The organism is Rhodopseudomonas sp. AAP120, assembly GCF_001295845.1.
Taxonomy (GTDB): Bacteria; Pseudomonadota; Alphaproteobacteria; order Rhizobiales; family Xanthobacteraceae; genus Rhodopseudomonas.
Genome location: NZ_LJIC01000001.1, coordinates 1 through 11,259 on the forward strand (window position 1 = coordinate 1; position 11,259 = coordinate 11,259).

The window sequence follows — 11,259 nt, forward strand, 5'->3', positions numbered from 1 at the left end:
CTCGCGCCCAGTGCCGGGCATCTCCGCCCGCCGGTCGAGGTGTCCGCCTTGACGGTCGAGCCGGAGCCGCTGCCGCAATCCCTGGAAGCCACCGGCTCGCTGCAGGCGGTGCAGGAGCTGACACTGGCGCCCGAGGTCGCCGGCCGCGTCGTCGCGATCCGGTTCGAGGCGGGCCTGTCGGTCGAGGCCGGCACGCCTCTGGTCGAACTCTACGATGCGCCGGAGCGGGCGCAGCGCGCCGACGCGGTGTCGCGCGCGCAATTCGCGAGGCTGCAGCTCGACCGCTCGCGCCGGCTGATCGCGACCGACGCCGCCACCCAGCAGCTGCTCGATCAGCGTGTCACCGAACAGGAGCAGGCCGATGCCGCGGTTCAGCGGATCGAGGCGCTGATCGCGCAGAAGACGATCCGCGCGCCGTTCGCTGGGTTGCTCGGCATCCGCCGGGTCAATCTCGGTCAATACGTCAACCCCGGTGACGCTCTGGCGACTCTGACTGCGCTCGACCGGCTCTACGCCAATTTCACCGTGCCACAGCAGGATTTGTCGAAGCTCGCGCTCGGCGGCGAGGTCACAGTGCGGACCGACGCTTATCCTGGCCAGGAATTCGCGGCGCGGATCAACGCGATCGAGCCGATGGTGCAGCAGGACACCCGCAACGTGCGGGTCCAGGCGATGCTCGGCAATCCGGACGGCAAGCTGCGGCCTGGCCTCTACGTCACCGTGAGCGTCGCGCAGCCGCTGCGCCCGTCGGCATTTCTGGTGCCGGCGACTGCGATCCAGACCAGCGCGTCGGGCGACAGCGTCCTCGTTGTCCGCGACGGTAAAGCCGCGCCGGTGCCGGTCACGACCGGCCAGCGGCGCGGCGACCGCATCGTGGTCGAGGCGGGGCTCAGCAGCGGCGACGTCGTGATCACCAGCGGCCAGCTACGCGTCCAGCCGGGGGCGTCGGTCAGCGTGGCCGCGTCGGCGCCGGCGTCGAGCCCATTGCGCTGAGGACGGAGCCATGCGGTTCACCGATCTGTTCATCCGCCGGCCGATCCTGTCCGTGGTGGTCAGCCTGCTGATCCTGATGGCGGGCGCGAGCGCGTTCGCCTCGCTTCCGGTGCGGCAATATCCCAACCTCGAAAGCGCGACCATCACGGTCGACACCATGTTTCCCGGTGCGACCCAGGAGGTGATGCAGGGCTTCGTCACCACGCCGATCGCGCAGGCGATCGCCTCCGCCGACGGCATCGAATATCTCACGTCGAGCTCGACCATGGGGCAAAGCCAGGTCAAGGCCAAGCTCGTACTCAACGCCAATTCCGACCGGGCGATGACCGACGTGCTGGCCAAGGTTCAGCAGGTCAAGTACCGGCTGCCGGCCGGTGCTTACGATCCGGTGGTGACGAAGATCACCGACGGTGCTTCGGCGGTGCAGTACGTCGCCTTCATCAGCGACACGCTGACGATTCCGCAGATCACCGATTTCGTCACCAGGGTAGGACAGCCGCTGATCACTTCGGTCAAGGGCGTCGCCTCCGCCGACCTCGCCGCCGCGCAGGCGTTGTCGATGCGGGTGTGGCTCGATCCGGTCAAGCTCGCCGCCCGCAACCTGACAGCGGGCGATCTTGCCGCTGCGCTACGCGCCAACAACGTGCAGGCCGCGCCCGGCCAGCTCGAGAGCGGCAGCACCGTTACCAACATCACTGCCGCGACCGACGTCACCAGCGCCGACGACTTCCGCGACATGGTGATCAAGACCGGCGCCGCCGGCCTGGTGCGGCTGCGCGACATCGCCGACGTCGAGATCGGCAGCCAGAACCGCAACACGCTCGGCTGGGCTAGCGCCCGCCGCGCCGTGTATCTGAAGATCGCGCCGACCCCCGACGGCAACCCGCTCGAGATCGTCGCGGCCACCAAGGCGCTGATCCCGGCGATGCAAAGCGTCGCGCCGCCGGGCCTGGTAGTCGAAAATCAGTTTGACGTCGCGCATTTCGTCAACGCCGCGATCGACGAGGTGCTGCGCACGCTGATCGAGGCCGGCATCATCGTCGTGGTGGTGATCTTCCTGTTTCTCGGCTCGCTGCGCGCCGTGATCATTCCGGTGATGACCATCCCGCTGTCGCTGGTCGGGACCGCGGCGCTGATGCTGGCGTTCGGCTTCTCGCTCAATTTGCTGACGCTGCTGGCGATGGTGCTGGCGATCGGGCTCGTCGTCGACGACGCCATCGTGGTGGTGGAGAACATCCATCGCCACATCGAGGACGGGCTGTCGCCGATCGACGCGGCGCTGGTCGGCGCCCGCGAGATCGTCGGGCCGGTGATCGCGATGACCATCACGCTCGCCGCCGTGTACGCGCCGATCGGCCTGATGAGCGGCCTGACCGGAAGCCTGTTCCGCGAGTTCGCCTTCACGCTGGCGGGCGCGGTGGTGGTCTCCGGGCTGATTGCGCTGACTCTGTCGCCGATGATGAGTTCGCGGCTGCTCGGCGGCAAACAGAGCGAGAGTCGATTCGCCGGCATCATCGAGCGTCGCTTTGCGGCGCTCGCCAGCGGCTACGGCCGGCTGCTCGCCGCGACCTTGGCGATCCGGCCGGCGGTGCTGCTGGTCGCCGGTGCCATGCTGCTGGCGATCGCGGCGCTGTTCTTCGGCGCTCAGCGCGAACTCGCGCCGCAGGAAGACCAGGGCTACGTGTTCACCGCGGTGCGGGCGCCGCAATACGCCAATCTCGACTACACCGCGGCGGCGGCCGGACAGGTCCAGCAGATCTTCCGGTCGATGCCCGAATACGCCGCCAATTTCTTCGTCGTCGGCACCGACGGGCTCAACAATGCATTCGGCGGCATCATTCTCAAGGACTGGAGCGAGCGCCGGCGCTCGGCCACCGACATCCAGGCGGCGTTGTATCGCGCCGTCGGCGGCGTCCACGAGGCGTCCGTCACGCCGTTCCAACCGGCGGCGCTGCCGGCCTCGACCGGCGGCCTGCCGTTCCAGATGGTGCTGCGGTCGCCCGCCGGCTTCGAAGCCATCTACCGCGAGATGGAAGCGCTGAAGGCGGCGGCGTGGCGTAGCGGTCTGTTCGTGTTCGTCGACAGCGATCTCGCCTTCGACAGCCCGATCGCGCAGGTCCGCATCGACAGTGCCAAGGCCGGCGAAGTCGGCGTCACCATGCAGGCGATCGCCGACACGCTCGCGCTCCTGGTCGGGGAGAATTACGTCAACCGCTTCAACTATTACGGCCGTTCCTACGACGTCATCCCGCAGGTTCGTCGCAGCGACCGGCTGACGCCGGAGACGCTCGGGCGCTATCAGGTTCGTACCCGCTCCGGTGAGATGATTCCGCTTTCGACCGTCACGTCTGTGTCGGTGAAGCCAAACGCCAACCGGTTGCCGCAGTTCAATCAGATGAACGCGGCGACGCTGTCGGCAGTGCTGCGGCCGGGGGTGACGATGGGACAGGCGGTGACGTTCATGGAGGCGCTGCCGCGCGGGCCCGGCGTCACCATCGACTGGCTCGGCGACAGCCGGCAATACGTTCAGGAAGGCAACCGCCTGACCGTCACTTTCGGCTTCGCGTTGATCGTGATCTTCCTGGTGCTGGCGGCGCAGTACGAGAGCTTTCGTGATCCGCTGGTGATTTTGGTGACGGTGCCGCTGGCGATCTGCGGCGCGCTATTGCCGCTCTATCTCGGCTACACCACCCTCAACATCTACACCCAGATCGGGCTGGTCACTTTGATCGGGCTGATCTCCAAGCACGGCATCCTGATGGTGGCGTTCGCCAACCAGATTCAGCGCGAGCAGCGGCTCGGCCGCCGCGATGCTATTCTGCAGGCGGCGAAAGTGCGGATGCGGCCGGTGCTGATGACCACGGCCGCGATGGTCGCCGGCTTGGTCCCGCTGCTGTTCGCCGAGGGGGCGGGGGCCGCGAGCCGCTTCGCCATCGGCATTGTGGTGGTGACGGGCATGCTGGTCGGGACGCTGTTCACACTGTTCGTGCTGCCGACCTTCTACACGCTGATCGCCGCCGACCGTCATGCCGGGGCAGCAGGCGGGTTACACCAAACGTCGGCCGAGACCGACGTCGTCTCCGCCGGGTAATCTCGTGCGCGCTTGCCTAACACGATGCAGTTTGTAGAGAGTTGCTGTATTCAGCCGCCGTTGCAGAGTCCTGGGATGACCGACGCTACCACCAAGATCGCGCTGACCGTCGGCGAAGCTGCCAAACGCAGCGGAGTGGCGGTTTCGACCCTGCACTTCTATGAAGCCAAGGGGCTGATCCAGGGCTGGCGCACCGAGGGCAACCAGCGCCGGTATCATCGCTCGGTGCTTCGCCGCATCGCCATCATTCGCGTCGCGCTGCTCGCCGGCATTCCGCTCGCGACCATTCACGACGCGCTGGTCGATCTGCCCCACGATCGCGTTCCGTCCAAAGCCGATTGGGCGCGGTTTGCCAGGGCGTGGAAAGCCATGCTGGAAGCGCGCATCGTCGGCCTGACGCAATTGCGCGACCAGATCACCACTTGCATCGGCTGCGGCTGCCTGTCGCTGGAGGACTGCCCGCTGCGCAATCCCGACGACGAACTCGGCCGCCACGGCGCCGGGCCGCGACGGCTTGGGGCGAAGCCATAAGGCCCGGCGCGGTGCCTGGATCGCCGCGCCCTGCGCACCGCCAGCGTTGCGCCGCGCAGGGCGGGTCGCCCGCTCAGGCGTTCTTGCTGGTCTTCTTCAGCTTGCCGATGCCGAGGATGTCGAGCATCGCCTTCTCGTAGAACGGCTCGCTCTCGCCGCGGCTCATCTTGCGCATGAAGTACTTCTCGAACGCGATCTTGGCGTTGTGCACCCACACGCCGGACGCCGACCAGTTGACGTTGCGCGGCGGCAGTTGCGGCTGTGCCACGAAGGCGACGCCGCTGTCGCCGAAATCGGCGAGACAGACCGCGTTCCAGGTCGCCTGATGCGTCGGCGGTTGGCCATCCATGATTTGCCGGATGTTGTGGGCGGTCGCCGTCACCATCGATTCGATCATGAAGCCGGTTTTCGGCACGCCGCAGGGCACCGGCGTCGGCCCGGTCGGCGGGATCGCGACGCAGACGCCGACCGCGAACACATTGGTATATTTCGGGTTGCGCTGATGCTTGTCGATCAGCACGAATCCGCGCGGATTGACCAGCCCGTCGATGCCGCGCAGCGGCGCGATGCCGCGAAAACCGGGGATCAGCATCGAGAAGCCGAACGGCAGCTCGGCGTTTTTCTTCACCGAGCCGTCGTCGGCGATCTCCTCGGCGATCAGCTTGCCGGGCTCGACCCGCGCCACGCGCGTATTCGTCATGAACTTGATGTGATGCTGGCGCATCTCGGCTTCGAGCAGGCCCTTGGTGTCGCCGACGCCGTCGAGGCCGAGATGGCCCACATAGGGCTCCGGCGTAATGAAGGTCATCGGCACGCGGTCGCGGATCTTGCGGCGGCGCAGCTCGGTGTCGAGAATGAAGGTGAACTCGTAGGCCGGACCGAAGCAGGACGCGCCCTGCACCGCGCCGGTGACGATCGGGCCGGGGTTCTTGCAGAACTGCTCGAACCGCTCCGAGGCTTCGACCGCGTGATCGACATGGCAGATCGAGGCGGTGTGGCCGTCGGGGCCGAGGCCGGGAATCTCGTCGAAGGCGAGTTCGGGGCCGGTGGCGATGATCAGGAAGTCATAGTCGATCGTGCTGCCGTCGGCGAGCTCGACCCGGTTGTGCTCCGGCTCGACCTTGCTGACCGGCACCGGCTTGTAGTCGATGCCGCGGCGTTCGAACACCGGCGCGAGATCGACCTCGACCGCCTCGCGGGTCCGCCATTTCACCGCGACCCACGGGTTCGACGGCACGAAGTGATAGATCGGGTCCTTGGTGACGACGGTCAGCCTGTCGTCGCGCCCGAGCAGGTCCTTCATCTCGTAGGCCATCACCACGCCGCCCAGGCCGGCGCCCATGATCAGGATATGTGCCATCTGCCGTCTCCCTCTCGCCGCGCAAGGCGGCTTTGCGTTTCCTCTGATCCGGCCGCGGTTCGCCGATGCTTGTTGCTGTGTCCGCGTCGGCGTCCCGCCGAACGGGCGGGATCGCCATTATCTTCATAAATTCGAATGTAAGAATATAATGGCGACACTGACAAGAGGCTTTTGGTCGAACAAGGCGGACACTGCGGACGCGAACCGGGGCGGCCGCGGCTCAGCCGCCCGCCGGGGTGTTGTCCAGCACCGCCAGCGTAGTGTCGCCGATCTGCCGCAGATCGGAGGTGAAGCGCGCCGCCAGCGCCTGCATCGGCAGATTGGTCTTCAGGCATTGCAGCTCGATCCGCTGCGCGCCGCGCTGCCGCGCCGCATCGATCATCGCGGTCATCAGCAGCCCGCCGATGCCGGCGCGGCGCCAGTCCTGCTCGACGCTGAACGCCGCCTCGGCGCCGTGCGGATCGTCGGAGCTCGGCAGGAGTTCGCAGGCGCCGCGGATCGCGTCGTCCTCCACATAGCCGATCACCACGCGCCCGTCCGACAGCGCCGCACCGGCGTGAAACAGCACGTGGAAGTCGGAAACGTCGGCGAAGAACCGCATCCGTCGCGCCTCGGGATCAAGCCGCGTCAGGTGATTGCAGTAGCGGTCGGTATCGGCCGGCCCGAGCGCGCGGATCTCGCCGTGTGCTGCGATCGTCTCGGTCATGGCGAGTCCCCCGGCGCTGATGGAGCGAGCATAGAGCGCGAGTGCGCCAAAGCAATCGGCGCCGATAAGGTGATAATCGCGATTAGGACTTATCAGCGTCTTGGTCGGAATGGATCGTGCCCCGGACAAAGCGCAGTGCGCCGCGCAGCGGCGGAGTGCGCTGCAGATCCGGGGCCCCGGTCGACGCGGTGGTGAAGACAACCGGGGTCCCGGATCGGCGGCACAGCGCTGCGCGCTGCGCCTTGTCCGGGACACGGGGGAAAGCGTTGCGACTCACTCGGCCGCGAGCGGCTTGGCCACCGCGCCGAGCGCCTTCACTGCCTCGCGCGGGTCGATCTCGATCTGCAGGCCGCGCTGGCCGCCGTTGAGATACACGGTGGTCTCGGCAAGCGCGGCTTCGTCGATCGCCACCGGCACGCGCTTCTTCTGGCCGAACGGCGAGATGCCGCCGACGTAATAGCCGGTCAGCCGCTCGGCATCGGCCGGCTTCATCATCTTGGCGCTCTTGCCGCCGAGCGCGGCGGCGAGCTTCTTCATGCTGACTTCGCGGTCGGAGGCGATCACCGCGCAGACCGGCTTGCCGTCGAGCTCGGCCATCAGCGACTTCAGCATCCGCCGCGGCTCCACGCCGAGCGCGGCCGCCGCCGCCAGCCCGATCGCGTCGGCGTTCGGGTCGTACTCATAACTGTGCAGCTTGAACGCGACGCCGAGCTTCTCCAGCGTCTGCGTCGCACGGGTGGATTTGGACATGGTGTCGACCGGATTGTTTACGGATCGTCTTCGTGCGCGGCTGGCATGCCGCGACCGTGATGTAGCAGCCGCCTCATGCCGCCGGCAATCATCAGCCTCTTCAGCTCCGCGTCATTCCGGGTCCGCTCGCGAATGCGACCGCCCCGAAATGACGGCGGGTGGGGCCTTTGTCCTTTGGCTTGGTTCTCGGCGTGCCGGCACTGCGCTACACGTCGCGGAGGCCGGAGCAGGACGCCGCACATGACCGATCGCAGCACGCAATTCTGGGACAAAGTGGCGGAGCGCTATGCGGCGCGGCCGATCAAGGACCTCGCCGCCTACGAGGCGATGCTGAGCGATGCGGCATCCTGGCTGTCGTCGACCGACGAGGTGCTGGAGATCGGCTGCGGCACCGGCGGCACGGCGATCCGGCTCGCGCCGCATGTGGCGCGGTGGCGGGCGACCGACGGCTCCGCCGAAATGATCCGGATCGCGCGCGCCAAGCCCGCGCCGCCGAATCTCGATTTCGTCGTCGCGGATGCCGAGCGCGCGTTCGAAGGCGGGCCGTTCGACGTGATCTGCGCCTTCCTGGTGCTGCACCTCGTGCCGGACATGCGCGGGACGCTGCAGACCATCCACCGCCAGCTCAAGCCGGGCGGCCTGCTGATCAGCAAGACCTATTGCTTTCGCGATATGAACTTCGTGATGCGCCGCCTCGTGATCCCGACGCTGCAGGTGGCCGGCCTCATTCCGCGCTTTGCGGTGCTGCGCAACGCCGAGCTGCGCCGCGCCATCACCGACGCCGGCTTCACCATCGAAGCCAGCCACGTGTTCGGCACCAACCAGCACGCGCACTACATCGTGGCGCGGAAGGCGTAACCAGATTTAGAACTCCCCCGTCATTCCGGGGCGCATGCCGCAGGCATGCGACCCCGGAATCTCGAAGTGTTGTGAGGCGCAATCTTGTCCGCGATTGCGGGATTCCAGGTTCGCTCGCTGCGCGAGCGCCCCGGAATGACGTGGTAGCTGGACGGGGGCCAGCCGCGTGCTTCGCTGCCCTTACCCCGCATCCCATGCCGGTGCGAAGCCGGGGTTCACGAAGCGCTGGTCCTTCGGCAGCTTGGCGATGATGGCGCGGTCGTCCTGGTCGAGGCGGACATCGAGCGCGCCGAGGTTGCTGCGCTGGCTGGCTTCGCTGCGCGCCTTCGGGATCGCCATCACGCCCTCCTGCTCGAGCAGCCAGGCCAGCGCGATCTGCGCGGCGGTGGCGCCATGCTTCTCGGCGATCAGCTGCAACTCCGGAAACGAGGCGAGGCGGCCCTGCGCCAGCGGCGCGTACGCGGTCAGCGGGATACCGTTGTTCTGCATATAGCCGAGCAATGTCGCCTGCCCGAGCAGCACGTGATACTCGACCTGGTTGCAGGCGATCGGCGCGCCAATGTCTTCGACGGCCTGCTTCAGCAGCGCCACCGGAAAGTTGCAGACGCCGATCGCGCGCGCGCCGCCGTCGTCCTTGATCCGCAGCAGCGTCTCCAGCGCGGCGCCGAGATTCATGTCCGGTGCCGGCCAATGGATCAGGTAGAAATCGACGTAGTCGGTCTTCAGCTTGCGCCGGCTCTGGTCGAACGCCTTGCGGATCGCGTCGGGCGCGAGATTCTGCCACCACACTTTGGTGGTGAGGTGGATCTGCTCGCGCGGCACGTCGCTGTCTTCCAGTGCGTCGCCGACGGCGTCCTCGTTGGCGTACATCTCGGCGGTGTCGATGTGGCGATAGCCCATCGCCAGCGCGGTCAGCACCGCCTCGTGGCAATCCCTGCCCTGCAGCCGGAACGTGCCGAGCCCGAGCTTGGGCACGATGATGCCCTGCGTCGTGAGTGAGTCCATGGCGGTTGCCGTCTCCCTGCGGCTGCGGGCGCAGCCCTGACGCCCTGAAAACAGCCAAGCGGTAACGAAAACCTCCGTCAAGGGTTGCCGCGGCTCAGCGGATTTTCGGGGGAAATCAATGCTTTGGAAGAAGCCTTCAAGGCCCGAAAAGCCCCCTTTCGCTTGCGTCGCAGGCCCGCTTCCGTTATCCGATGGGGCGCCTCGCATGCGAGCGGCCACGGCCGTGTTTTGGCTTGGCGCTCAGTACGATCCGAAAACAGCCTGCGGGCGTCGTGGCGATCGTGCTTCATCCGGTTGAGTTGCAGGGGAACGGCTCGAAAATGGCCAATGTCGTCGTGGTCGGCGCCCAGTGGGGCGACGAGGGCAAGGGGAAGATCGTCGACTGGCTGTCGGAGCAGGCGGATATCGTCGCCCGATTCCAGGGCGGGCATAACGCCGGCCATACGCTGGTGATCAACGGCGAGACCTACAAGCTGGCGCTGCTGCCCTCGGGCGTGCTGCGGCCTTCGAAGCTCGGCGTCATCGGCAACGGCGTGGTGTTCGACCCGCAGGCGTTTCTCGACGAGGTCAAGAAGCTGCAGGGCCAGGGCGTCGCGATCTCGCCGGACAATCTGCGCATCGCCGAGAACGTCACGCTGATCCTGCCGCTGCATCGCGAACTGGATTCGCTGCGCGAAAACGCCGCCAAGGCCGGCGCGATCGGCACCACCCAGCGCGGCATCGGTCCCGCGTATGAGGACAAGGTCGGCCGCCGCGCGATCCGGCTGATGGACCTCGCCGATCCCGACACGCTGCCGCAGAAGATCGAGCGGCTGCTGGCGCATCACAACGCGCTGCGCCGCGGCTTCAACCTGCCGGAATTCGACGGCGCCACGATCCTGAAGGATCTGATGGCGATGGCGCCGCAGCTGCTGCCTTACGCCGAGACGGTGTGGCGGCTCCTGGACATCAAGCGCCGCGAAGGCAAGCGCATCCTGTTCGAGGGCGCGCAGGGCGCGCTGCTCGACGTCGACCACGGCACCTATCCGTACGTCACCTCGTCCAACACCGTGGCGGCGCAGGCGGCGACCGGCACCGGCATGGGCCCGGGCGCGGTCGGCTACGTGCTCGGCATCTGCAAGGCCTACACCACGCGCGTCGGCGCCGGCCCGTTCCCGACCGAGCTGCTCAACGAGATCGGCGAAGAGATCGGCCGTCGCGGCAAGGAGTTCGGCGTCAACACCGGGCGCAAGCGGCGCTGCGGCTGGTTCGATGCGGTGCTGGTCAAGCAGACGGTGCGGACCTGCGGCATCCACGGCCTGGCGTTGACCAAGCTCGACATTCTCGACGGCTTCGACACCGTCGAGGTCTGCGTCGGCTACAAGCTCGACGGCAAGGAGATCGACCATCTGCCGGCCGGCGAGGGCGCGCAGGCGCGCGTCGAGCCGATCTGGGAGACCATCGAAGGCTGGAAGGAACCGACCGCCAATGCACGATCGTGGGCGGACCTGCCGGCGCAGGCGATCAAATATGTCCGTCGCATCGAAGAGCTGGTCGGCTGCCCGGTGGCGCTGTTGTCCACCAGTCCCGAACGCGAGGATACAATTCTGGTGCAGAATCCCTTCGAGGCTTAATAAGATGTTACCGAACGGCATCGATCATTGAGTCAAGATGGCTGATTACTATCCGCTGATCGCGCGTGCGATATCCGGCCTGGACCCCAGCGCTCCGGGCGAGCAGCGGCGTGCGATCTACGAGCGGGCCCGCGCGGCTCTGATCACGCAGCTCCGCGGCGTGCAGCCGCCGCTGACCGAATCCGAAATCACCCGCGAGCGGCTGGCGCTCGAAGAGGCCGTGCGCAAGGTCGAGTCCGAGGCCGCGCAGCGCGCCCGCGATGCCGCCCGCGCCGAGCTGAAGAACCGCCGCCCGGCGGCTGACGGATCGCGTCCCGGCGATGCGCTGCGGGCGTCGAGCCGTCCGCCGGTG

General features: G+C 67.2%; 9 protein-coding genes and 1 pseudogene. 6 read left to right on the plus strand and 4 right to left on the minus strand.

Features of this window, described 5'->3' with window-relative positions; translation table 11 throughout:
* The 3 genes from IP86_RS00005 to soxR form a co-directional block, all read left to right on the plus strand.
* Positions 1-993, plus strand: a 993-nt coding sequence (locus tag IP86_RS00005) for an efflux RND transporter periplasmic adaptor subunit (protein WP_054160520.1), incomplete at its 5' end; no start/stop codon positions are given.
* A 10-nt stretch (positions 994-1,003) separates the two neighbouring features.
* Positions 1,004-4,084: an efflux RND transporter permease subunit gene (locus IP86_RS00010; protein ID WP_054160521.1), complete on the plus strand. Its 3,081-nt coding sequence runs from the start codon at positions 1,004-1,006 to the stop codon at positions 4,082-4,084.
* Between the two features lie 75 nt (positions 4,085-4,159).
* The gene (soxR, locus tag IP86_RS00015; protein WP_054160522.1) at positions 4,160-4,615 is read left to right on the plus strand and encodes a redox-sensitive transcriptional activator SoxR; all 456 of its coding nucleotides are present in this window, start codon (positions 4,160-4,162) and stop codon (positions 4,613-4,615) included.
* Between the two features lie 73 nt (positions 4,616-4,688).
* On the opposite strand, the gene IP86_RS00020 is transcribed toward soxR, so the two are convergent.
* From IP86_RS00020 to ybaK, 3 genes are all read right to left on the minus strand, one after another.
* Positions 4,689-5,975 (minus strand): NAD(P)/FAD-dependent oxidoreductase, encoded by a 1,287-nt coding sequence (locus tag IP86_RS00020; protein WP_054160523.1) that lies wholly within the window; start codon positions 5,973-5,975, stop codon positions 4,689-4,691.
* A gap of 220 nt (positions 5,976-6,195) precedes the next feature.
* Positions 6,196-6,681 carry a GNAT family N-acetyltransferase gene (locus IP86_RS00025; RefSeq protein WP_054160524.1) on the minus strand — a complete coding sequence of 162 codons (486 nt, stop codon included), beginning with the start codon at positions 6,679-6,681 and terminating at the stop codon, positions 6,196-6,198.
* A gap of 273 nt (positions 6,682-6,954) precedes the next feature.
* Complete coding sequence (ybaK, locus tag IP86_RS00030; protein ID WP_054160525.1) at positions 6,955-7,431, minus strand: Cys-tRNA(Pro) deacylase; 477 nt, start codon at positions 7,429-7,431, stop codon at positions 6,955-6,957.
* Between the two features lie 240 nt (positions 7,432-7,671).
* On the opposite strand from ybaK, the gene IP86_RS00035 reads away from it, so the two are divergent.
* Positions 7,672-8,289, plus strand: a complete 618-nt coding sequence (locus IP86_RS00035) for a class I SAM-dependent methyltransferase (RefSeq protein WP_054160526.1) — start codon at positions 7,672-7,674, stop codon at positions 8,287-8,289.
* A 180-nt stretch (positions 8,290-8,469) separates the two neighbouring features.
* On the opposite strand, the gene IP86_RS00040 is transcribed toward IP86_RS00035, so the two are convergent.
* Positions 8,470-9,294, minus strand: a complete 825-nt coding sequence (locus tag IP86_RS00040) for an aldo/keto reductase (RefSeq protein WP_054160527.1) — start codon at positions 9,292-9,294, stop codon at positions 8,470-8,472.
* 320 nt (positions 9,295-9,614) lie between these two features.
* On the opposite strand from IP86_RS00040, the gene IP86_RS00045 reads away from it, so the two are divergent.
* Positions 9,615-10,907, plus strand: coding sequence for an adenylosuccinate synthase (locus IP86_RS00045; RefSeq protein ID WP_054160528.1), 1,293 nt, complete (start codon positions 9,615-9,617; stop codon positions 10,905-10,907).
* 37 nt (positions 10,908-10,944) lie between these two features.
* Positions 10,945-11,259: pseudogene (locus IP86_RS00050) on the plus strand (hypothetical protein); the annotation flags it as partial.

What these genes read in the sequence shown, in the direction of transcription:
- ybaK (WP_054160525.1), bottom strand. Translation starts at nt 7,431, where the DNA reads ATGTCCAAATCCACCCGTGCGACGCAGACGCTGGAGAAGCTCGGCGTC.
- IP86_RS00025 (WP_054160524.1), bottom strand. Translation starts at nt 6,681, where the DNA reads ATGACCGAGACGATCGCAGCACACGGCGAGATCCGCGCGCTCGGGCCG.
- IP86_RS00035 (WP_054160526.1), top strand. Translation starts at nt 7,672, where the DNA reads ATGACCGATCGCAGCACGCAATTCTGGGACAAAGTGGCGGAGCGCTAT.
- IP86_RS00045 (WP_054160528.1), top strand. Translation starts at nt 9,615, where the DNA reads ATGGCCAATGTCGTCGTGGTCGGCGCCCAGTGGGGCGACGAGGGCAAG.
- IP86_RS00020 (WP_054160523.1), bottom strand. Translation starts at nt 5,975, where the DNA reads ATGGCACATATCCTGATCATGGGCGCCGGCCTGGGCGGCGTGGTGATG.
- soxR (WP_054160522.1), top strand. Translation starts at nt 4,160, where the DNA reads ATGACCGACGCTACCACCAAGATCGCGCTGACCGTCGGCGAAGCTGCC.
- IP86_RS00040 (WP_054160527.1), bottom strand. Translation starts at nt 9,294, where the DNA reads ATGGACTCACTCACGACGCAGGGCATCATCGTGCCCAAGCTCGGGCTC.
- IP86_RS00010 (WP_054160521.1), top strand. Translation starts at nt 1,004, where the DNA reads ATGCGGTTCACCGATCTGTTCATCCGCCGGCCGATCCTGTCCGTGGTG.